The organism is Nonlabens antarcticus (assembly GCF_015356755.1).
Lineage (GTDB): Bacteria > Bacteroidota > Bacteroidia > Flavobacteriales > Flavobacteriaceae > Nonlabens > Nonlabens antarcticus.
In genome coordinates this window covers 386,286-408,738 of sequence record NZ_JADFCO010000066.1, presented here as the reverse complement: position 1 = coordinate 408,738, position 22,453 = coordinate 386,286, and the positions used below count along the sequence as shown (strand labels likewise).

Genomic DNA, 22,453 nt, shown 5'->3' with positions numbered 1-22,453 from the left:
ATTTTTCTATTAATACTAGTTCTTTACAAATTGTAACTTTTCTAATCTAACTTATTAATCAACTTTGTATGATATCTTTAGAGAAGGCAACTTTAGCTGATTTAGATGCGATACTTTCCATCGAGCAAAAAATATTTGTTACCGATAGTTATCCGCCGTTTGTAGTTCGTCAATTATTTGATATTTCCAGCGATTATTTCATCGTCGCTAGAGAAGACGAGAAAGTTCTGGGTTATGCCATAGGCGGGATTAACGTATCTCAAAAGCATGGCTGGTTGCTATCAATAGGAGTTCAAAATGATGCACGTGGGAAAGGTTTAGGCAAACTTCTTACAGAAAGATTAGTACAGCTTTTACAAGCTCACGACTGCAGTGTCATCAGTTTAACCGTATATCCAGATAATCCTCACGCAATGAAGATTTACACTGATTTAGGCTTCAGAGGTGATCAGGTAATAGACAACTATTTTTTGGATCATGAAAAACGCATCATCATGAACTTAAAATTCTAAACAAAAAAAGCAAACCATGTTATTAGTAAAGCATATGAAACGTTACCTATTTATACTCCTTATAATAATGCTATCGATGCCAGTTAATGCTCAAAACAAAAAGGAATTCCTTTCTGCAAAAGAAAGTGAACCCAGCAATTTTAACTGGATGCAGGAATTTCCGCCAGCATCAGATAAAGTATTACATGCCTGGGACGGATCCTTTTTTGAATTTCCCGCTATCAGATACAGCGTGTTACACATGCGGGAATTTTTACCCACAAGGCGCGTTTCTAAAGGTTTGAAGGAAGCCAGCAAACTGGATTATCAATTGGATGGTAAAATTGATGGACTTACGTTCTCTCCATGGAAATCCAAGGAAAAAATGACATGGGAACAATCGCTCCAGGAAAATTATACCGATGGCATGATCATTCTACATCAAGGAAAAGTGGTTTACGAGCGTTATTTTGGCGAACTCACCGCTAGTGATGTTCATGCGGTCATGTCATTAACTAAATCTTTCAATGGAACTCTAGCCTCTATTCTAGTAGCTGAGGGAACTTTAAATCCTAGCGAACTTGCCTCCTATTATGTTCCAGAACTTAAAAATTCGGCTTACGGTGATGCTACCGTTCGGGAGGTTATGGATATGACTACCGCTTTAAAATACAGTGAAAATTACGCCGATCCTAACGCAGATGTTTGGCAATTTTCAAATGCAGGCAACCCGTTTCCAAAACCTGAAAACTACAAAGGGCCTGAAGGTTATTATGAATATTTGGAAACTGTAGAGAAAGAAGGGAATCATGGCGAGGCCTTTGGTTATAAAACCGTGAATGCAGATGCATTGGGATGGATCATTGCTAGAGCCAGCGGCAAGTCTGTGGATCAATTACTTTCTGAGCGCATCTGGAGTAAAATCGGTATGGAACAGGATGCTTATTATCAAGTCGACAGCAAGGGAATCGCTTTTACAGGTGGTGGTTTCAATGCAGGATTGCGGGATTTGGCGCGCTTCGGTGAATTATTGCGCAATCAGGGCAACTGGCAAGGCGAGCAACTATTCCCGGCTCAAGCGGTACAGGATATTGAACGTGGAGGTAGTGTTTCCGCTTTCGCGAAATCAGATCATCCAGACTTAAAAGGCTGGTCCTACCGAAATATGTGGTGGATCACTGAAAACCAAAACGGAGCCTATGCTGCCCGTGGTGTTCATGGACAAACAATCTACATTGACCCCACGGCGGAGATGGTTATCGTAAGACTTGCCTCCCACCCTGTGGCTGCTAATGCCGCAAATGATCCCACATCACTACCAGCCTATCAAGCGGTAGCAGATTACCTCATGAATAAATAATGATTCAAATGGAAACTCAAGACTTAAATCACAACGTACAGCAGCATTCCAAAAGTTCATTTTGGCTTAAAAATGTGCGCTTAGAAACAGGATTTGAGCGAGACGATAACGACCAGGTCATCCATACAACCACTGATGTTTTTGATCTTGAAATTGTCGATGGAATTATAAAACAACTAAAAAATCATCCAACAACGATATCTAAGGATGCAAAGGTGATAGATGCGAAGGGACTTCTTCTTCTCCCTCCTATGAAGGATATGCACGTTCACATTGATAAAACATTTTATGGAGGTAATTGGAGAGCAGCTCCTTGGGAAGGTGGGATAAAGGATATGATCAAGCTGGAAGAAAAATTAATTCCAGAATTGCTCCCCAGTTCACAGGAACGAGCAGAGAAATGTATCCAACTTCTACAGAGCTACGGTTCCACTTTTGCCAGATGTCATTGCAATATTGATCCTGTGAGTGGCTTGAAAAGCTTGGAACATTTACAACGGGCATTGGAAAATTTTAAAGAGGAATTCAGCTGGGAAATAGTCGCTTTTCCGCAACATGGTATTCTTCATTCCGATTCTGAAAATTTACTGAGAGAAGCAGCACAAATGAATGTTGATTTTATAGGTGGTTTAGACCCCACAGTTGTTGATGGTGATATGACAAAATCACTTGATATCATGTTTGACATAGCGCTAGAATATGATAAAGGCGTTGACATTCATTTGCATGAAGACCTCTCCACCGGTAAAGCCGTGATGGAATACATGCTGGAACGCGTGAAGGATAACAAACGACTACAAGGCAATACTTTTATAAGTCATGCTTATGCCCTATCCCAGATGGATGAAAAATCCTTAGAGGATATGTCAAACCAGTTTGCAGAATACGGGATCGGCATTGTGTCCCGCATTCCTATGGGTAAACAACTGTTGCCTATACCAACGCTGCAAAAACATGGAGTCATTATAAAAGCAGGGACTGATAATATCATGGATAATTTTTCACCCTTTGGATCTGGCGACATGCTAGAAAAAGCAAAATTATGTGCGCAATTGTACGGTTGGACAAATGAATATCATTTAAACAGAGCGCTGCAGTTCGCTACAGACAATGTAATGCCATTAGACAATGCTGGCAAACAAGTCTGGCCGCGAGAAGGTTCGCCAGCCAGCTTTACACTTGTAAACGCAAGTTGCTCAGCCGAAGCTGTCGCCCGATTGCCTAGAAGAGAATCTGTTTATTATAATGGCCGTCAGATTTTCAGCCAATAAACTCGCACCGCAACCTAATTATATACCCTAGAACTAATTCATGGCAGCTTATAAAAACAAAGAAATTGTATTGGCCCAGCATCCAGAAGGCATACCTACTTCAGATACTTTTCAGATCAATGATATAGAAAAACCTGATTTACTGGATGGGCAGGTGTTGCTTAAAAGTCTCTATGTTTCTGTAGATCCCGGGATGCGCGGATTTATGGACAAAGGAACTGATGATGCCAAAGGTAAAAAGTTTGAAATTGGCCAACCGGTAACCAGCAGAACGGTCGCACAAGTCTTGGAAACGAAATCGAAAAAATTCAAGAAGGGTGCTATTGTTCATGGACGACTGCCCTGGAAAATAGAAATGACAAGTGATGTCGATGATTTAGAAATTGTGGATGAATCTCTAGACCCAATATCTACCGCAGTTAGTTTATTGGGCGTCACCGGCCTGGCTGCTTATTTTGGGTTGGTTAAAATTGGTTTACCTAAAAAGGGAGAAACGATAGTTGTTTCTGGAGCAGCCGGATCTGTGGGAAGCACAGTTGTCCAGATTGCCAAAATCATGGGTTGTAAAGTAGTAGGAATTGCTGGTTCACAAGCCAAAATCAGTTATTTAAAAGATGATCTAGGCGCAGATGCTGGAATCAATTATAAAGAAACAGCCGATATGGAAGCGGCTATAAATAAGGCTTGTCCTGAGGGAGTCGATGTGTTTTTTGATAATGTGGGAGGTAATTTATTTGACGCAATATTTGCTAACATCAACCAGAAAGCTAGAATCATAATTTGCGGCCAGATCGCCGACTATAATTCTGGAAATCCGCCTTCCGGTCCCAGACCACAGCATGATCTTATTAAATACTCTGCGCGTATGGAGGGCTTTGTGGTTTTTGATTACAAAGATGAATTTGATGAGGCAAAAAAACAATTGGCTCAATGGTATCAAAATGACCAATTAAAATATAAAGAAAACCTCATCCACGGGTTTGAGAATATTCCCGATGCCTTTATAGGTTTATTTAAAGGGGAAAACATCGGCAAACAAATGATACAGGTTTCAGAACCCGAGTGATTAAATAAACCTAATGTGTCGTAAATTCAAAGCGGACTAAACTAAATTAATAGATTATGGATACTTCAAAATTATTTGATTTAAAGAACAAAACAGCTATCGTTACCGGTGGCGCAGCAGGAATTGGCAAAGCAAGTTGCGAAATTCTTGCCGCTTATGGGGCTAAAGTTGTGGTTTCAGATTACAATCTTGAGGCTGCAAAAGCAACAGCCAAAGAAATCAATGACAACGGCGGTACAGCCATCGCTATTGATTGCGACGTGACAAAAGATGAGGCACTGGTAAACCTCGTAGAAAAAACCGTAAAAGAATTCGGTAGCATTGAAATTCTTGTCAATAATGTAGGCGGTGGCGGTGCTGGGAAGGAAAGCCCGTACGATATTAAATTAGAGCAGTTTATTAAAGTGTTTGAAATGAACGTTTTTAGTATGTGGCGTTTATGTCAGCTGGTCGCACCGCACATGAAAAAAGCCGGTTATGGTAGTATTGTGAACATGTCTTCCATGGCATCGATCAATAAAAGTCCTGCCATCAGTGCTTATGCTTCTTCCAAAGCAGCTATCAATCACATGACGCGCAACCTTGCTTTTGATTACGGCCCTGATAATATCCGCATCAATGCCATCGGTCCTGGTGCTACTAAAACCCATGCTTTGAGTACTGTTTTAACGCCCGAGCTTGAGAAGGCAATGTTAAAACACACGCCTATTAAACGACTGGGTGAAGCTGAGGATATTGCGGGAGCCGTTCTCTATTTTGCCGCACCTATTTCAAGCTGGACCAGTGGTCAAGTAATCTTTGTGAATGGTGGCGGTGAGCAAACGCTCGATATGTAATATAACCAGAACCTAAAATTTGTTTTAAACGAGCAGTCTTTTTTGAAAGGCTGCTCATTTTTTTTGTGGATAGATAACCAAATAATAACCATTTGATATTTTATAAATTGTCCACCAAAAATTAAGCGCGATCGCAGTTAATTGGGATCTTAGAAAGTTGCCGTTTAGTTGTCGCTATTCCGCTTTCGCGAAAGCGGTATCAATTCAAGGCTGCTAATTTTTAGACAATCTGCAACACAGTTATTCTTTATAGGTAACTCCTAGGATAAAAAATAGACTTGGAATAATTTTGAAAGTTGTTGAAGCAGTCCTCCAATAATTTTTGACGCCTTATTTTATATTAATAATGGTTCTGCAGTAATATTTTAAGTTCTTTTTGTAGTCAAAAATGTAAATTAATCACATCCTACCGACTCAATCGCAAACGGGAAATATAGACCTCTAAATTTTTAACAATATTTTAGATTTATATGGTTCATTCTGTTCCGAACTGAATGTATTTTTGCAGTTCTTAAAAATCGTCATGAACAAATTATCTGAAGAGCACAGTTTACTGGTAGAGGATATAGGTATGGTCATTGAAGAACGTGCAGATCTTTCACCACTAGCGGCAAGAATTTATGCAAGTTTAATTCTCTGTCCTGTAGATGGGATGACATTTGAAGAAATTACAGAGGCCCATCACGCCAGCAAAAGTTCCGTTTCTAACAATTTGAATGTACTCGTTAAACTCAATTACATTGAATATTACACGAAGCCTGGAGAACGCAAAAGACATTTTAGAAGTTCAAGAGCTTACATAAAAACTGCCATGGAAAAGTATAATGAGCTGTTTGAAAAAGAGGCCAGAGTTGTAGAAAAAATCAATGCCTTCAACAAGCAATTCAATCCAGAAAAATTTAAAAATCAAGAATCCGTGGGAACCATCTATCAAGATTTCCTGGATGAAATGAGAGAAGGATTAAAAAAACGAATAGAAAAAGTAAAAGCATTACAAATTCAGTCTTAGAACAATACCTATATGAAAACCATTATTAAAAACACATTACCCCTGTTATTCCTAGCTGCTTTGGCTTCTTGTGGTGATAAAGATGCAGATCAAGCTGCTGCCGCTCAACAAGGCCAGCAAGCACCTAGTGTACCGGCCATTAAAGTAGAAACTAGAACTGTAACCTCTTACACTGACTATCCCGCTACCATAGAGGGAACAACAAATAGCGAAGTAAGAGCGAAAATATCTGGCTACATAACAGACGTGCTAGTGGATGAAGGGCAGAAAGTACGTAAAGGACAAAAGCTATTTAAGCTGGAAACTCAAACTCTAAATCAAGATGCGGCGGCCGCAAAAGCAAATGTGAATGCAGCGCAGGTAGAAGTAGATAAATTAAAACCACTGGTAGATAAAAATATTATCAGTAACGTGCAATTAGAAACCGCCAAAGCAAAATTACAACAGGCCAAAAGCGGTTACAGCGGTATTGCGGCAAACATAGGCTATGGTACTATAACTAGTCCAGTGGATGGTTATGTGGGAACCATACGCTTCCGTAAGGGTTCATTAGTTAGTCCTAGTGCAGAACCTTTGACAACGGTCTCTGCCGTTGAGAATGTGTATGCTTATTTCTCCATGAATGAGAGTGAGTATTTAACTTTCCTTCAAAATGCCGATGGTTCTTCCAAAGAAGAAAAAATCAAAAACTACCCAGAAGTTTCTCTTGTTCTAGCAAATGGAACCGAGTATTCAGAAAAGGGTAAAATAGAGACTATAAATTCACAAATCAATTCAAGAACAGGGACAGTAACCTTTCGCGCATTGTTTGCAAACCCAACTGGTTTACTGAGCGCTGGGAACAGTGGTACCATCAAGGTTCCTAAAGTATTTACAGATGCTGTAGTCGTACCTCAAGAATCCACCTTTGAACAACAGGGGAAACGTTATGTCTATAAAATATCCCAAGATACTACTGCAGTTTCTCAATCCATCCAGGTCATTAGTGAATCAAATAATGTCTATGTAATTAAAGAAGGTATTTCTGAAGGCGATGTAATCGTAGGTAAAGGAATGGGCAAATTGCGAAACGATATGAAGATCAAACCACAAATGACCGCGTTTGACAGCATCGCAAAACCGATTACAACCGAGTTCCAGTTAAAAAAATAAAATAGCAGACTAATGTTAAAGATGTTCATAACCAGACCCGTATTATCCACGGTGATTTCAATAATCATTGTGATTTTGGGAATCTTGGGATTGCAATCCTTATCCGTTACTCAATATCCAGATATTGCGCCACCTACCATCCAGGTATCGGCTTCCTATCCTGGGGCGACCGCGGCAACCATCCTTGAAAGTGTCATTATTCCCATTGAAGAACAGATCAATGGTGTGGAGGGAATGACCTACATCACCTCTACCGCGACGAACAATGGTACGGCAGAGATCACGGTCTTTTTTGACCAGGAAGTAGATCCAGACATCGCAGCGGTAAACGTTCAAAACCGTGTTGCAAGAGCAAACCCTTTACTGCCACAAGCAGTTAGACAGACGGGTGTACTTACCCAGAAGCAGCAGACTAGTGCATTGATGTTTTTGAGTTTCTACAGTACGAACGAAGAGTTTGACGATGTTTATCTGCAAAATTACCTTGCGATCAATGCAGTTCCCGCTTTCCAGCGTGTGAACGGTGTGGGTAACGTGAGCGTTTTTGGAGCTAAAGAATATGCAATGCGCGTATGGCTGCAACCTGATAAAATGGCAGCATATGGCTTGACGCCAGCAGATGTTACTGCCGCATTGAATGAGCAAAGTCAGGAAGCTGCAGCGGGAACATTAGGTCAGAATGACGGTGAAGCATTTTCTTATGTAATTACCTATGATGGCCGCTTTCGCGAAAAAGAGGAATATGAAAATATAGTACTTAAAGCTTTAGGTGAGGGAACTTACTTGAGACTGAAAGACGTTGCCAAAATAGAATTGGACGCACAAAACTATTCTTCCAGTTCAAATACACAGGGATATCCAAGTGTTGCCATCGGTATTTTCCAAACTAAAGGGTCTGATGCACAACAAATCATCGAGGAAATTAAAACCGAATTAGAATCTCTTAAAGGTAGTTTTCCTGAAGGTGTAGAGGTTGTTATTCCTTATGATACAAATGAATTTTTGAACGCATCAGTTGAGAAAGTGACAACTACATTAATTGAAGCGTTTATACTTGTCTTTATCGTGGTATTTATTTTCCTTCAGGACTTTAGATCCACACTTATTCCAGCGATAGCTGTTCCTGTATCTATTATTGGTACGTTCTTCTTCCTGAATCTCTTCGGTTACTCGATTAACTTATTGACGCTATTTGCGTTAATACTTGCGATCGGTATTGTAGTGGATGACGCAATAGTAGTGGTAGAAGCCGTGCACGCCAAAATTGACGAGGGAGCAACAGATGTGACAAAGGCTACCGTCGAGGCGATGAGCGAGATTTCTGGTGCGATTATATCTATCACACTAGTAATGGCAGCGGTATTTGTACCGGTAACTTTTATCACCGGACCTACAGGGGTTTTCTATGAACAGTTTGGGGTAACCCTAATTGTGGCGATTATAATTTCGGCCGTTAATGCATTGACCTTGAGTCCTGCATTATGTGCTTTATTGTTGAAGCCACATAGCGAGGAAGAAAAGAAACAGACTTTTTTACAGAGGTTCTATAATGGCTTTAACCGCGGGTTTGATGCCACGGTGAGAAAATATGGGCAATCATTAGGGTTTTTATATAAACACAAATGGATTAATGTTATAGTAATACTAGCTGCAGTGGGCGGTATATGGTGGGCATCTTCAACAACGGCTACTGGATTTGTTCCTGATGAGGATCGTGGGCTCGTATTTGTGAACGTAGAATTGCCTCCAGGAGCATCTGTTGACAGAACAGCCCAAGTAAACCGGGATCTATATGAAAAAGTAAAAGACCTTCCAGGTGTGGAAAGTGTCACTATGATTAATGGTCGTAGTTTAATTAGTGGAGCCGGTAGTAATTATGGTCTAGGATTTATCAAATTACAAAACTGGAGTGAGCGCGATACAGATGAAACCTCTTCAGAAGCGATTATCGGAAGTTTATTTGGAGTAGCTTCAACTATTCCCGATGCTAATATTATTTTCTTCTCCCCTCCTAGTATTCCAGGTTTTGGTAATTCGGCCGGTATTGAAGTTAACTTATTGGATCGTTCTGGTGGTAGTTTTGAAGAGTTGGATCAAGCAAATCAGGAATTTATCGGCAAACTTTCACAGCGACCAGAATTCCAGTATGCCCAGTCTTCTTTTAGTACTAAATACCCACAGTACAAACTGGACATCAATGTTCCACTTGCCAAAGAATATGGAGTTAGCATTGACAATATTTTTAACACGCTTCAAGGTTACATAGGAAGTATTTTTGCAGCTGACTTTTCCAAATTTGGTAAGCAATATCGCGTTTATGTTCAAGCGTTACCTTCTGACCGTGCGAGCGAGCAGGATTTGGGTAGTATGTATGTGAGAACAAAAAGTGGCGAAATGTCTCCTATAACTCAGTTTGTTAGTCTCGAGCGAGTTTATGGACCACAATCGGTTACTCGATTCAACCTGTTTAATTCTACTAAAGTAACTGGAGCATTGAACCCAGGATTTAGTACTGGAGATGGTATTGCAGCGGTAGAAGAAGTTAGTCAGGGATTGCCTTCAAATTTTGATACGGCTTATTCTGGATTAACAAGAGAGGAGCTTGCCGCAGGGAATCAAACAACGGTTATTTTAATACTTGTAATCGTATTTGTCTACTTCTTACTCGCAGCGCAGTATGAGAGTTACTTGCTGCCATTTGCAGTATTGCTATCCTTACCCTTGGGTATATTCGGAGCGTTTATTACAACGAAGCTCGCTGGATTGGAAAACAATATTTATTTCCAGATTGCCCTCATAATGCTGATAGGATTGCTAGCTAAAAATGCCATTCTTATCGTTGAATTTGCGATACAGCGACGTAAACAAGGGGAAAGCATATTTGACTCTGCCGTGGATGGAGCAAAGGCTCGTTTACGACCTATTTTAATGACATCCCTAGCATTTATATTCGGTTTATTGCCATTGGTATTTGCCAGTGGTGTAGGATCAGAAGGTAACCGTGCTATCGGTACTGGTGCAGTAGGTGGATTGTTAATAGGTACAGTTCTAGGTGTTTTCATCATCCCTATACTCTATATGTTATTTGAATGGTTGCAGGAAAAGGTTAGTTCTAAACCTAAACCAGATGCTGATCAACCTAATGAGGATATGGAAGCGATTGAAGCTTAATTGTCACAAACAAAATATAAAGAAATGAAGAAGTCATTAATTATAAAAGGATCCCTTATTGCATTTGCAATGATGACCCTACAATCATGCTTTGTGGCTAAGGATTATGAAAGGCCACAAACAGAGGAGTTGGTTGAAGCTAATTTCCGAACGGAAAATATAGTTCAAGATACCCTTAGCATGGCGCAAGTTTCCTGGAGAGAGCTTTTTACCGATCCGGTTTTGACCAACTATATCGATCAAGGACTTCAAAACAACAATGATATCCGGATCGCGTTGCAACAGATAGTTGCCTCAGAAGCTTATTTTAAGCAAGGAAAGGCTGGATACTATCCCACACTTTCTGGAAGAGCGCAATACACGCATCAAGAGCTTTCAAAAAACAGCCAGTTCGGCTCCTTTTTTAGTACAGCTCTAGATCAATATGAATTGAATGGTTCCCTTTCATGGGAAGCAGACATCTGGGGGAAAATAAGAAGTAATGAACGTGCGCAACAAGCTAATTATTTGCAAACCATCGCAGCCCATCAAGCAGTAAAAACCAGGTTAATTGCAGATATTGCATCGATTTATTATCAATTGTTGACCGTGGATGAACAGGTGGCAATCACAGAAAGAACAATCACCACGAGAACGAATAGTCTAGAAACTTCTCAAGCATTAAAAGAGGCTGGAAATATTACTGAAGTAGCCGTAAAGCAAACGGAAGCTCAAGTTTATACGGCAAAAGCTATTTTGGTAGATTTGAAAAACAGACGCTATGTTTTAGAAAATACCATGTCCATATTGCTGGGAAAAATGCCTATGGTGATCCAGCGATCTGCGTTAAGCGATCAGCAAATAACAACTTCTTTAATGGTAGGGGTTCCTTCACAGTTGTTGAGCAATAGACCAGATGTCGTTCAAGCAGAATATAACTTGCGCAATGCTTTTGAATTGACAAATGTTGCACGAGCTAGTTTCTATCCATCCTTAACCTTATCTGCTACCGGTGGTTTACAGAGTTTGCAGTTTGAGGATTTATTCAATACGAACTCTTTATTTGCAACTATCATAGGTGGATTGACACAGCCTATTTTTAATGGCCGTAAAATACGCACGCAGTATGAGGTTTCTCAGGCGCAGCAGGAACAAGCTAGATTAAACTTCAAGCAATCGCTATTAGTTGCCAGTAAAGAAGTTTCAGATGCCATGTATTCCTATCAAACAGCCACTGAAAAGATAGGTATCAAAGAAAAAGAATATGAAGCTTATAGTCTGGCTACTGACTATTCTCAAGAATTACTTAACAACGGTCTAGCAAATTACCTGGAAGTATTAAGAGCGCAGGAAAATGCACTTAATTCCAGCCTTGATTTAATAGGAGCAAAAAATAGCCAGCTACAATCCGTTGTCGATTTGTATGAAGCTTTAGGTGGCGGGTGGAGATAAAATCATGATCAGGTGATTTTCATCAATTACTATATTGGTAATCTTTTTAATTGTAAAACCGGCAAGCTTTCACGCCGGTTTTCTTTTTAGCTGTAATTTCAAAGAATAACCATTAGAAAATTTGTTTCCATTTAAACATTAGCGTACTAATAACATTTAAACTAATTGTATAATTTTAAATTTAGGCTGGATATTGAAAGAAATTCGCTTTCGCGAAAGCGGAATTATATACAGAATAATAACAACTCAAAACTAAATGCAAGACGACCAAGGATTGATTATCGACTGGGCCAGCATGCCCACGTACAATACGATTATGTGTGTGGCAGTAGGTGCCGCTTTGTGCTCCATCACAGTCATAGGTAGAGATTTATTGTCAGGTAAAAAAGCAGAACCTATTGGGTGGGCGCTTAATTTAGGAGTTTTAGGATTGATCCTTTTCCTGACGGGATTACATATGACTCTCACCTGGCCATTGGCAAAATACTTCCCGTTTGACAATATCGTTTTTGGTGAACCATCACTTGCGCTAGGAACGTTACTTCTCGCATTCTCTTTGTACTTCTGGAAACAATCGGACCTTTTAAAAACAACAGAAAACCCACTAATTGCCATAGGATCTGTAGCTCGTCATATGAAATATTTCTTCTACGGCATGGGTTTAGCATTGATAGGAATTGCAGTTGCAGGAGTTAAATATCAACTTTTTGCCGCTCCGCCTGAGGAACCTATCAGCGGTCAGTTTGCTGATTACCCTATGGTCGAGGCTATTTTTATATCAGGATTGTGGGCACTAACGGGAATTGCTGCCTTATTAATGCCTTCCGTTTTTAGTCGCTTTGCTGCTGGAAAGGTTTCCATTAATAACACGTTGAAGGTTTCATACGTACTACTTTACGGTTTAGGATTAGTGTTTCTAATTTTCGGCGCGTTCAATTATTTTACACATATCGGATTAATAGTTAATACCATGGCATAATATGAACTCTATGAATAAAATAACACCAGTAAGTTTTTCACATATAGGAATCACCGTTCCAGATCTTGAAAAAGCAATTTCATTTTATACGGAGGTTATGGGATGGTATCACATTTCTGGACCTATCGAGGTGAAGGAAAATCAAGAAAACAATTTAAACCGTATCAGTAAACTTATTTATGGAAATGGCTGGAGATCATTCCGTTTTGCCCATCTATCTAATGGTGCTGGAGTAGGTTTTGAATTTTTCCAATTTGGAGATAATAAAACATTAGAATCGGTTAACACCCCTTTCAAAACAGGAATTCATCATTTCTGTTTACAACATCCTGACCCGGCAGAGTTATTAGATCGCATTGTAGCTGGCGGAGGAAAAATAGTTATGGAACCACAGCTAGAATATCCTGATGAAAAACCATATCTAATGGCTTTCGGCGAGGATCCTTTTGGCAATACCATTGAGATTTACTCTCATTCTTATGAACTACATAATATAGGTCCAGAAGGGCCGATTATATAGACGTATTGTTTTCTTCTCAAGTCTAAAAATCAACGATTGCGTTTTATGATGCGAATAGATTTTACAGGATTTACAAACCGTTAAAACATATAAAATTCTAAATAAATTTACACTCCTCTTAACGCAAACACACTCCCTATCGAGTTAAATTGTAATGAATGATATCGAGGTTCTATTTTGATTTATCAAAGCTTTAATAAGAGCTAGAGGTTCGATACTCATTTTGAAATTAAAACTTAATAATCAAAAAAAAGACTATGAAAACTAATATCGGAATAACACAGGAAAATAGAAAAGCAGTAGCAGATATACTTGCAAAATTGCTAGCTGATGAATTTGTGCTATACACAAAAACCTTGAAAGCACACTGGAATCTTGAAGGCCATGATTTTCACACTAAGCATTTATTTTTTGAAGTACACTACAACGCAATCAAAAAATTCACAGATAGTGTGGCTGAGCGCATGAGAAAAATAGGCCATTATGCTCCTGCGACATTAAAAGAATATTTAGATCTAACCCACCTTACCGAGAAATATGATGGAGATAATACTGCTCTAGAATATACCGCAGCATTACTAGAGGATCACGACGTTATTATCAAGTATTTACGTGAAAACATCGCTAAAATAGAAGACGAATTTGAAGATGTAGGAACAGCAGATTTTTTAACGGGATTAATGCAAGAACATGAAGAGATGGCGTGGATGTTTAGAGCTACCGTCGCTAAAGTTTAGGTTCAATTCCTTTTGGAACTCTAATAGAGACAACCTTTTTAAGGATTTAAACCGGCTGTGTGCTTTTTATTAGTACACATGCCGGTTTTTATTTTTGAATAATTACGTTGGTTCTACCTTTAATGTACATCAAAACCTCTTTACTGAATATACTAGACCGGCTAAGCACCTCGATGACAGGTTTATTACAAATGGAGAAGCCTCACATTAAAATCACGTTCCTTACTAAAAATAATAATATAAAAAGTTAGCCATAAGTCTAAAAAAAACCAGCGGTATTCTTATTTTGTAGCGCTTACACCCAAACCCAATTATGATTAAAAACGTTTTCCTTACTCCATTCCAAAAATTCATTAAAATTGAGAGTTTCAGTGGTATTCTATTATTATTTGCCACTATAGTAGCTCTTGTGTGGGCGAACTCTTCTTTAGGTGATAGTTATAATGCGTTATGGCAATATGAGATAGGTATTGCCACTGATAGTTTTGAGTTTACAAAACCTTTGATTTTGTGGATCAATGATGGTTTAATGGCTATATTTTTCTTTCTAATAGGACTTGAAATTAAACGAGAGTTGATAATAGGAGAGCTTAACACGGCGAAAAAAATAGCATTCCCGCTTTTTGGTGCAGTAGGTGGAATGGTCATTCCAGTCTTGTTTTTTTTCCTTTTAAATCAAAACCCAGAAACGCTAGATGGCTGGGGAATTCCCATGGCAACGGATATTGCTTTTTCGCTTGCTATATTAAATAGTTTAGGGAAGCGAGTTCCTTTGAGCCTTAAGATTTTTCTCACGGCATTTGCTATTGTCGATGACATAGGTGCAGTGCTGGTTATCGCTCTGTTCTATAGTGGCGCTCTTAATCTTACCCTTTTATTGATCGCGCTAGCCTTACTTGCAGCCTTATATTTCATGAGCTGGAAGGGCTACTACTCAAAATTTGTTTTAATTTTTGTCGGATTTATAGTTTGGTTTTTGTTTCTAAAGGCAGGAATACACCCTACTGTGGCAGGAATTATGCTGGCTTTCTCTGTTCCTATTAGACAAAAAATCCATACCAAAACCTTCTTGATTGAACTAGAGGGAATCTATGATAGAATTAAAAAAGCAACCATCCTTCAAAAACCTATATTGTCTAACGAGCAAATAGAGCATGTGGATAACCTACAAAGCTGGACGACAAGGTTTCAATCGCCACTGCAACATCTAGAACATACTCTACATGGCTGGGTAGCTTATTTTATCATTCCTGTCTTTGCTCTAGCAAACGCGGGTGTGATGGTTAGTAGCGGAGTTGAACTAGATACAGCCTTAATAATCACAATTATCATCTGTCTTTTCTTAGGGAAAGGACTAGGAATCCCAATCGTTATTTTTATTGCAAAGAAGATAAAATTGATTGAGGTGCCAAGTGATATTAGCAATCAGCAAATCATAGGCGTTTCCTTTCTAGCAGGGATAGGCTTTACGATGGCCATATTTATTTCTAGTCTTGCATTCTTATCAAAACCAGAGTACATTGACTCGGCAAAAATCGGAATTTTGATAGCCTCGGTTATTTCAGGAACTGTAGGTTACTTGATTTTACGATTTGACAAGAGCACCTTAAAGAAAACTGCTAAATAATTTTTTCTCTAAATGGACAATTTTTTGACAGACTACAAAGACCATATTATATGGATAGCGGGTGTCATCGTTATGGTAATTGTGTTACGGATTGTTACAAATCTGGTTCAAAAATGGTTGATTAAAAAAGAGCAGGAAGAGTTTCCAGGAGAAAACACTCCTATAATTTATTTAATAAGAAGGATTCTCAACACATTATGGATTATACTCGGATTGATTGCAATAAGCTTTGTATTTGTCAATCGTGAAAAAGATGCTGTATTAATCCGTCATTTTCAATTAGTCTTTTATCTGGGAATACTTGGGGTTGTTACAATTGTTGCAGCTACTTCCACAAATCTGTGGTTTAAAAGACAGGTTCGTGAAAAATTGCAGAAGAATGATGACCCTACCAGCTACAAATTTCTTAGGTATGTAGCCGTTGCTATCATTTATTTCACAGGCATATTATTTGCTTTGCTCGCATTCCCTTCATTGCGTGGTGTTGCTCAGACGGCATTAGGTGGTGCTGGTATTCTAGCTTTGATTGCTGGTGTCGCTTCTCAAGAAGCTCTTGCAAATGTGGTAGGAGGAGTTTTTATAATCGCTTTCAAACCCTTTAAAATAGGAGATGTTGTTAGGGTTAACGATACCATGGTGGGAACGGTGACAGATATTACGTTGCGTCATTGCGTGATTCGTAATTTTGAAAATAAAATGATTGTTATCCCTAATTCCATTATCAACAAGGAAAAGCTCATCAACTATGATCTGGGAGAACTCAAATGTTGCGAGTTTGTAGAAATGGGGATATCCTATGACAGTGATGTTAAAATGGCCAAATTAATCATGCGGGAAGAGTGTGAAAAACACCCTTTGATTTATGACAACCGCACGGAGGTTCAGATTAAGGACGGTAATCCTATCGTAAGAACTGCTTTGACTAAAATTAACGATTCTACCTTAAACATACGCGCATGGGCGTGGTCTAGAAGTTTTGGGGATTCCTTCCAGTTGCAATGCGACGTTAATGAGTCTATTAAGGAACGTTTTGATGCCGTAGGCATAGACCTTGCCTATCCTTCTAGAAACATTTATATAAAGGGTGACGAGAACACCACAGCTTAACAAGTTCAAACATTCCGATCAATTTTAGAACGTTTGTAATTAACGCTTATCATTATTATTCGCACTTTTGCAAAAACTCTTAGTAAGACGGTAGCATGAAATTAAAGCGGAGGCGTAAACTGATTAATTATTTAAACATTCTGGATCAACCCATACGTTTTAATCCATTTGTATTTAGCCGGATGTTTTTATTGTGGGCATTACTGGGTTTGATGGGAGGAGCAATAGCAGGATTATACTGGATAGTTCTTGAATTGTTGACCCATCAACTCGCATTTTTTGACGGTTGGTTAGTGATTCCAGTAATGGCTATTAGTGGTTTACTTGCTGGACTCGTGATCCATTTTATAGGTGATCCAGGCGAGATTCACCTTATTGTCAACAATATAAGATTCAATAAGGGGAAACTAGATCCTAAGAATAACCCATCAATGATTATATCCTCCCTACTTTGTGTAGGATCTGGAGGGAGTTTAGGACCAGAAGCACCACTAGTTCAAGTAACAGGTTCCACAGGATCTTGGTTAGGAAAAATTTTCAGGCTCAAAGGAGAAGAATTAAGATCCTTAAGTATCGCGGGAATGGCATCTGGATTTACAGCACTATTTGGTGCGCCTTTAGGAGGTAGTTTGTTTTCCTTAGAAATACTTCATCACAAGCATGCCGTGGAATATTACAAAGCTATCATTCCAGCATTAGTAGCGAGTAGTTTTAGTTATATCGTCTTTGCCTTAATCATTCAATTGGGTCTGGGTGCGACTTGGGATTTATCTACTTATGAATATTCTGGAGTCTTCGATTTTGGATATGCCGTATTGTTTGCTATTATCGCAACTGCTGTAGGTTGGGGGTTTATCTATTGTACAAAATTCTTTAAGATTCTATTTGAGAAACGTCAAATGCCTATTTATGTAAAAACCCTTATTGGAGGAATTGTTCTAGGTACTATTGCTTATTATTTACCTCTAACGCGGTATTTTGGACATCATGAGATCAACGTATTGATTCAGGGAAGCTTCCCACTTTCGTTATTATTTGGAATATTGATCTTTAAAATTATCGCTATTGCAGTTACAGTAACTTCAGGCTGGCGTGGTGGTTTCATCATACCCTTATTTTTTGTGGGTGCAACTATGGGTTTAATTATCCATCATATTGCTCCAGGTACTAATTTGACATTAGCAATCATCAGCTGTATGGCAGCAATTAATGCTTGTGTAACTAGAACACCTATGAGTACAACGATTTTGCTAGCGACATTGACTGGTTTTTCCTATTTTATACCTATTCTCTTTGCAAGTCTGACCGGTTATTTTCTAGCCCCTCGCCTGCCTTTTATCGGTTCGCAGTTGGATAAGGAATAATTGGGTTTCTAATATGAGATTTTGAATTTTTCTAAATTGAATAAATGAAAATCTATACTGAATCGCTTTTAAGAGTACTATTTGAACTTGGCTATTCTAAAGAACTTCTTATCTTACAGAGAATGTATAGCGCTGCCTTAATATGAAAACCATTTCCTATTTTACTGAAAATGAGATTCAAGATAAGCTGTCGTAAATTAAACTAACATTTAAAATCAGCTTGACATGAAAGATATAATAATTCCAGTAGATTTTTCTCTCCATTCAGAATATGCACTTGAGACCGGTGCTATTCTTGCCAAAAGACATGATGCCACGTTGCATGTACTACATATGTTAGAAGTCTCTGACTCTTTATATTCCATTTCAAATACGCAAAATACAAACGAAATGCTTTTTCTACTTGCGCTTGCAAAGAAGAAGTTTGAACCTTTTCTCGATAAAGACTATCTAAAAGATGTGAAGGTCAAGTCAATGATTAAACATCACAAAGTCTATAAAGAAGTAGATCTTGTTGCGGCAGATGTCGATGCAGACCTTATCATAATGGGATCCAATGGCACCAATATAAGTGATGGAATATTTGCAGGATCAAATGCAGAAAAGATGGTGAGAAATAGCGCCACTCCAGTTTTAATTATCAAAACAGAACCGAGTAAATTCAGACTCGACAACGTGGTTCTAGCGACTAATTTGAGCTTAAAGAGCGTTCCAGCTTTCGCGAAAGCGAAAAAACTATGTAATTCTATAGGAAGTACGGTGCATCCCGTTTACATCAATACCCCAGGAAAAGGGTTTACGACATCGCGGGAATTCAACGAAAAACGCAAAGCATTTACAGCGGCTGGTGGAGATGAAAAAGTACATTTCGTCGCAGGAGTAAATGTGGAGGATGGACTCGTACAAATTGCGGAAGAAGAAAATGCAGACTGTATTGCAGTGATCACGCACGCTAGAAAAGGACTGAGTCTGTTTTTTAGAGGAAGCGTTTCAGAAGATCTTGCAAATCATTCTGAATTTCCCATACTTACTTTTAAAATGTAATGCGGTAAATTTATACGTTGAACTGCAGTTATCGCCCACCTTATTTGACCTGATCTAAAAGTATCTTATAATATCAACCATAGATCAATCTTTATTTATGAATACTACTGACGATGCATTAAAGGAACGAATTAAAGAGCTTACTTGCCTTTATGAGGTCTCCTCAATTATTGTGAATGCAGGCGTTTCACAAGTTCAAGAAACTTTTAATGCGATCGCCATAAGTTTAAAAAAGGCATTTCAGTTTCCGCAGCAGACTGAAATTTCTATTAAAACAGTTCATTATAATTTTGAAACTGGAAGCATAAACGATGTGATAAATCTCACGTCAGAAATTAAAGTTTTTAATAAAGAAAATGGCTTCATAACTGCGTCGCTTAAAGATGATAGAAGTTCATTCTTAATAGAAGAACGCCAGCTATTAGAAAGTGTGGCTCAAAAAATCGGTAACTTATTAGAACGTATAGAAATACAACAGAATGAAACATCCCTCAAACGACAGATGGAGCGTGCTGATCGTTTATCGATATTAGGAGAGTTGACGGCAGGCATCGCCCATGAGCTCAATACGCCTCTTGCAAATATTTTAGGCTTTGCGGAATTGATGCAAGATGATTTTAAAAAAGATCAAACAGTATCTGCTGATTTAGAAAAGATTGTTAGCAATGCTATCTTCTCTAGAGAAGTAGTAAAAAAATTGATGTTTTTTGCCTGTGAGATGCCACAGGAAATGATTAAAGCTAACATCGTTCCCAGTATTAAAAATGCTATTACCCTATTAGATGCGACATTTAGAAAAGAACAAGTAAAGTACATTGTAAAAATTGATGAAGAGGAAATGCTTTTGAAAGCAGATAACATACAGCTTACCCAGATCATTTTTAATTTAATTATTAACGCGATCTACTTTACTCCCAAAGACGGTCTAGTAACTATCGAGGCTAAACAAACTGATAAGGATATAATTTTAAAAATTAGCGATGAAGGGTCAGGTTTAAGCCCACAAGCGATGGATAAAATATTCCAGCCATTTTTCACTACTAAACCCACTGGAGAAGGCTCTGGATTAGGCTTGAGCGTGGTTCATGGTATTGTTGCCAGTCATAATGGTTCTATCAACGCCGTAAATAACAAGAAAAAAGGTGCGACTTTTACGGTTGAGTTGCCCAAATCCTAAACCATGCAATTACAAAAAGAGAATATTTTAATTGTCGATGATGATCTCAATATTCTTGAGCTATTGCAACGGCATTTACAATCCTGGAACTATCATACGTACAAAGCGATATCTGTAAAAGAAGCTGTCCAGATCTTGCGGGATTCTAATATAGATTTACTTATTACTGATTTAAAAATGCCTGAAATTGATGGTTCTGAGCTTATCAAATTTGTTTCAGAACATTACCCGCAGTTACCTAAACTCGTAGTAACTGGTTATCCATCGGTACAAGACTCTCTAGCAGCCATTAAATCTGGGGTAGTAGAATACTTGACAAAACCATTTACTAAAGCCGAGCTGGAGTCTGCTGTTTTTAAATCTTTAGGAGTTCAAAAAGAAAGCACTACATCTGTAGAAAAGTCTCAAGCCCAATCTGCAGAAACTAAGGCTTATGGAGAAATTATAGGGAATTCTGAAAAGATTCAGGATGTGATTCAGATCATTGAACGGGTTAAGAATAATAAGGCTACCATTTTTATTAAAGGAGAAAGCGGTACGGGTAAAGAACTGGTCGCTCGAGCGATTCATTATCAGGGAAAATTTGCGAGAGCACCTTTTATCGCAGTTAATTGTGGTGGGATTCCTGAAAATTTGTTAGAATCTGAACTTTTTGGTTATACCAAAGGTGCCTTCACAGGAGCTGACACAAATCGAGATGGTTTCTTTCAGGCTGCAAATGGGGGAACCATCTTTTTAGACGAAATAGGAAATGCATCTAAAGCCGTACAGTCACGATTATTGAGAGTTCTGCAAGAAAAAGAGGTAGTTAAGGTCGGAGCACAAAAACCGGATAAAATAGATGTTCGCATTATTGCGGCAACTAATAGTGACTTGAAAGAGATGATTAAAAAGGATCACTTCCGAGAAGATCTATTTTATCGATTGACTGTAGTGGAAATTGAAGTCGCACCTTTACGAGAGCGCAAGGAAGACATTCCATTATTGACTGAAAAATTCCTCTTTAAATATGGAGTCGAATACAAAGATAGATTCGTCAAAATAAGTAAAGATGCCAGCGCTGTTTTACAACGTTATGACTGGCCGGGAAATATACGCGAACTTGAAAACGTGATCCAGCGCAGCGTGATTATGTGTGATAAAATAATAGAAATCGAACACCTACCCAACTCCTTAAAATTTCAGATTAGTTTTCCCGAAGATGAGTTGGTTTCTCTTAAAAGTATGGAAAAAAGGTACATTCAAAAAGTGCTGAATTCTACCGATAATAACAAAACAAAAGCGGCAGAGATTTTAGGTATAGATCGTAAAACAATACGTTTGAAAATGGAAGACTAAGTGATGTTTAATCTAGAATATTCATCCTTTAAAATTACACTTTAAGAAATAAGGCTTTCAATTAAATCACCCACATAGTAAGAAACAAGTGCGGCCACTGCTCCTAAAGCAAGAGTTTCTATCACACCTCTTAAAAGACTGGTTTGATTAACTTTAGATTTTAAAACACCTATAGATAAAAAACCTATTCCTGTTAGAAAACTGGACCATATAAATACATTACCAGCCACTGGATTTACAAAGTCCCAGACGTAAGCTAATAGTGGAATAATACCCACAATCAAAAACGAGGCATAGGTTGTTCCTCCTATCAAAATGGGCGAGCGCTCGTCTTTTACCATCTCTAATTCCTCCTTCATCATCACGTCCACCCAGCGATCTTTGTCAGCTGTTATTCCATCTACAATTTGTTCTAACAACTCACCATTGAAACCCTTTGCAGCATAAATTTCTCTTATTTCTTCACGCTCCTTTTCTGGTAAATTATCAACTTCCCAATATTCTATTTGTTTATGTTTTTCATAATTATCCTTTTCCGACTTAGAAGAAAGATAGGCGCCTATGGACATGGCAAATCCGTCTGCGAGCAAGTTTGCAAAACCTAAAATGATAATGATGGAACTATCCAGACCTGCCCCTACTGCTCCAGCTACCACGGCAAATGTGGTTACACAGCCATCAATCCCTCCGTAAACCAGCTCTCCTAAATAAGCCTCAAACTTACCAGAAAACGTATTTTGACGATGAATTTTTGATTCGTTGTGCTTCATATG

The 22,453-nt window shown here is 38.6% G+C and carries 19 protein-coding genes; 18 read left to right on the top strand and 1 reads right to left on the bottom strand.

The features are described from left to right. Positions 1-68: 68 nt before the first annotated feature. The 18 genes from IQ282_RS12940 to IQ282_RS12855 all read left to right on the top strand — a co-directional run bounded on the left by IQ282_RS12940 (position 69) and on the right by IQ282_RS12855 (position 21,680). Complete coding sequence (locus IQ282_RS12940; protein WP_194852289.1) at positions 69-512, top strand: GNAT family N-acetyltransferase; 444 nt, start codon at positions 69-71, stop codon at positions 510-512. A gap of 16 nt (positions 513-528) precedes the next feature. Then, positions 529-1,851, top strand: coding sequence for a serine hydrolase domain-containing protein (locus IQ282_RS12935; RefSeq protein ID WP_228547332.1), 1,323 nt, complete (start codon positions 529-531; stop codon positions 1,849-1,851). Positions 1,852-1,859: 8 nt separating this feature from the next. Further along, positions 1,860-3,122, top strand: coding sequence for an amidohydrolase (locus tag IQ282_RS12930; protein ID WP_228547331.1), 1,263 nt, complete (start codon positions 1,860-1,862; stop codon positions 3,120-3,122). 40 nt (positions 3,123-3,162) lie between these two features. After that, the gene (locus IQ282_RS12925; RefSeq protein ID WP_194852287.1) at positions 3,163-4,188 is read left to right on the top strand and encodes an NADP-dependent oxidoreductase; all 1,026 of its coding nucleotides are present in this window, start codon (positions 3,163-3,165) and stop codon (positions 4,186-4,188) included. A 56-nt stretch (positions 4,189-4,244) separates the two neighbouring features. Next, complete coding sequence (locus IQ282_RS12920; protein WP_194852286.1) at positions 4,245-5,024, top strand: glucose 1-dehydrogenase; 780 nt, start codon at positions 4,245-4,247, stop codon at positions 5,022-5,024. 523 nt (positions 5,025-5,547) lie between these two features. Next, the gene (locus tag IQ282_RS12915) at positions 5,548-6,033 is read left to right on the top strand and encodes a GbsR/MarR family transcriptional regulator (RefSeq protein ID WP_228547330.1); all 486 of its coding nucleotides are present in this window, start codon (positions 5,548-5,550) and stop codon (positions 6,031-6,033) included. Between the two features lie 12 nt (positions 6,034-6,045). Then, positions 6,046-7,185, top strand: coding sequence for an efflux RND transporter periplasmic adaptor subunit (locus tag IQ282_RS12910; RefSeq protein ID WP_194852285.1), 1,140 nt, complete (start codon positions 6,046-6,048; stop codon positions 7,183-7,185). Between the two features lie 12 nt (positions 7,186-7,197). Further along, positions 7,198-10,356, top strand: a complete 3,159-nt coding sequence (locus IQ282_RS12905; RefSeq protein WP_194852284.1) for an efflux RND transporter permease subunit — start codon at positions 7,198-7,200, stop codon at positions 10,354-10,356. Positions 10,357-10,380: 24 nt separating this feature from the next. Continuing rightward, positions 10,381-11,787, top strand: coding sequence for an efflux transporter outer membrane subunit (locus tag IQ282_RS12900; protein ID WP_228547329.1), 1,407 nt, complete (start codon positions 10,381-10,383; stop codon positions 11,785-11,787). Positions 11,788-12,043: 256 nt separating this feature from the next. Beyond that, positions 12,044-12,766 carry a DUF981 family protein gene (locus IQ282_RS12895; protein WP_194852283.1) on the top strand — a complete coding sequence of 241 codons (723 nt, stop codon included), beginning with the start codon at positions 12,044-12,046 and terminating at the stop codon, positions 12,764-12,766. A 10-nt stretch (positions 12,767-12,776) separates the two neighbouring features. Beyond that, positions 12,777-13,286 (top strand): VOC family protein, encoded by a 510-nt coding sequence (locus tag IQ282_RS12890; RefSeq protein ID WP_194852282.1) that lies wholly within the window; start codon positions 12,777-12,779, stop codon positions 13,284-13,286. Positions 13,287-13,543: 257 nt separating this feature from the next. Continuing rightward, positions 13,544-14,023, top strand: a complete 480-nt coding sequence (locus IQ282_RS12885; protein WP_194852281.1) for a Dps family protein — start codon at positions 13,544-13,546, stop codon at positions 14,021-14,023. 313 nt (positions 14,024-14,336) lie between these two features. Next, entirely contained in the window at positions 14,337-15,650 is a 1,314-nt protein-coding gene (gene nhaA / locus IQ282_RS12880) for a Na+/H+ antiporter NhaA (protein ID WP_194852280.1), read from the top strand. Between the two features lie 12 nt (positions 15,651-15,662). Then, positions 15,663-16,757: a mechanosensitive ion channel family protein gene (locus IQ282_RS12875; RefSeq protein WP_194852279.1), complete on the top strand. Its 1,095-nt coding sequence runs from the start codon at positions 15,663-15,665 to the stop codon at positions 16,755-16,757. Positions 16,758-16,852: 95 nt separating this feature from the next. Next, positions 16,853-18,121, top strand: coding sequence for a chloride channel protein (locus IQ282_RS12870; RefSeq protein ID WP_194852278.1), 1,269 nt, complete (start codon positions 16,853-16,855; stop codon positions 18,119-18,121). A gap of 225 nt (positions 18,122-18,346) precedes the next feature. Next, positions 18,347-19,165: a universal stress protein gene (locus IQ282_RS12865; RefSeq protein ID WP_194852277.1), complete on the top strand. Its 819-nt coding sequence runs from the start codon at positions 18,347-18,349 to the stop codon at positions 19,163-19,165. Positions 19,166-19,262: 97 nt separating this feature from the next. After that, positions 19,263-20,342, top strand: a complete 1,080-nt coding sequence (locus IQ282_RS12860; RefSeq protein ID WP_194852276.1) for a sensor histidine kinase — start codon at positions 19,263-19,265, stop codon at positions 20,340-20,342. 3 nt (positions 20,343-20,345) lie between these two features. Continuing rightward, positions 20,346-21,680, top strand: a complete 1,335-nt coding sequence (locus tag IQ282_RS12855; RefSeq protein WP_194852275.1) for a sigma-54-dependent transcriptional regulator — start codon at positions 20,346-20,348, stop codon at positions 21,678-21,680. A gap of 41 nt (positions 21,681-21,721) precedes the next feature. Here the strand turns inward: IQ282_RS12855 and IQ282_RS12850 are convergent, their stop codons facing one another. After that, positions 21,722-22,450: a VIT1/CCC1 transporter family protein gene (locus IQ282_RS12850; protein WP_194852274.1), complete on the bottom strand. Its 729-nt coding sequence runs from the start codon at positions 22,448-22,450 to the stop codon at positions 21,722-21,724. Between the last annotated feature and the right edge of the window lie 3 nt (positions 22,451-22,453).

Coding starts and splice junctions, on each gene's coding strand:
- IQ282_RS12940 (WP_194852289.1), top strand. CDS start 69: ATGATATCTTTAGAGAAGGCAACTTTAGCTGATTTAGATGCGATACTT.
- IQ282_RS12925 (WP_194852287.1), top strand. CDS start 3,163: ATGGCAGCTTATAAAAACAAAGAAATTGTATTGGCCCAGCATCCAGAA.
- IQ282_RS12915 (WP_228547330.1), top strand. CDS start 5,548: ATGAACAAATTATCTGAAGAGCACAGTTTACTGGTAGAGGATATAGGT.
- IQ282_RS12865 (WP_194852277.1), top strand. CDS start 18,347: ATGAAAGATATAATAATTCCAGTAGATTTTTCTCTCCATTCAGAATAT.
- IQ282_RS12895 (WP_194852283.1), top strand. CDS start 12,044: ATGCAAGACGACCAAGGATTGATTATCGACTGGGCCAGCATGCCCACG.
- IQ282_RS12930 (WP_228547331.1), top strand. CDS start 1,860: ATGGAAACTCAAGACTTAAATCACAACGTACAGCAGCATTCCAAAAGT.
- IQ282_RS12860 (WP_194852276.1), top strand. CDS start 19,263: ATGAATACTACTGACGATGCATTAAAGGAACGAATTAAAGAGCTTACT.
- nhaA (WP_194852280.1), top strand. CDS start 14,337: ATGATTAAAAACGTTTTCCTTACTCCATTCCAAAAATTCATTAAAATT.
- IQ282_RS12875 (WP_194852279.1), top strand. CDS start 15,663: ATGGACAATTTTTTGACAGACTACAAAGACCATATTATATGGATAGCG.
- IQ282_RS12870 (WP_194852278.1), top strand. CDS start 16,853: ATGAAATTAAAGCGGAGGCGTAAACTGATTAATTATTTAAACATTCTG.
- IQ282_RS12850 (WP_194852274.1), bottom strand. CDS start 22,450: ATGAAGCACAACGAATCAAAAATTCATCGTCAAAATACGTTTTCTGGT.
- IQ282_RS12905 (WP_194852284.1), top strand. CDS start 7,198: ATGTTAAAGATGTTCATAACCAGACCCGTATTATCCACGGTGATTTCA.
- IQ282_RS12890 (WP_194852282.1), top strand. CDS start 12,777: ATGAATAAAATAACACCAGTAAGTTTTTCACATATAGGAATCACCGTT.
- IQ282_RS12935 (WP_228547332.1), top strand. CDS start 529: ATGTTATTAGTAAAGCATATGAAACGTTACCTATTTATACTCCTTATA.
- IQ282_RS12900 (WP_228547329.1), top strand. CDS start 10,381: ATGAAGAAGTCATTAATTATAAAAGGATCCCTTATTGCATTTGCAATG.
- IQ282_RS12920 (WP_194852286.1), top strand. CDS start 4,245: ATGGATACTTCAAAATTATTTGATTTAAAGAACAAAACAGCTATCGTT.
- IQ282_RS12910 (WP_194852285.1), top strand. CDS start 6,046: ATGAAAACCATTATTAAAAACACATTACCCCTGTTATTCCTAGCTGCT.
- IQ282_RS12885 (WP_194852281.1), top strand. CDS start 13,544: ATGAAAACTAATATCGGAATAACACAGGAAAATAGAAAAGCAGTAGCA.
- IQ282_RS12855 (WP_194852275.1), top strand. CDS start 20,346: ATGCAATTACAAAAAGAGAATATTTTAATTGTCGATGATGATCTCAAT.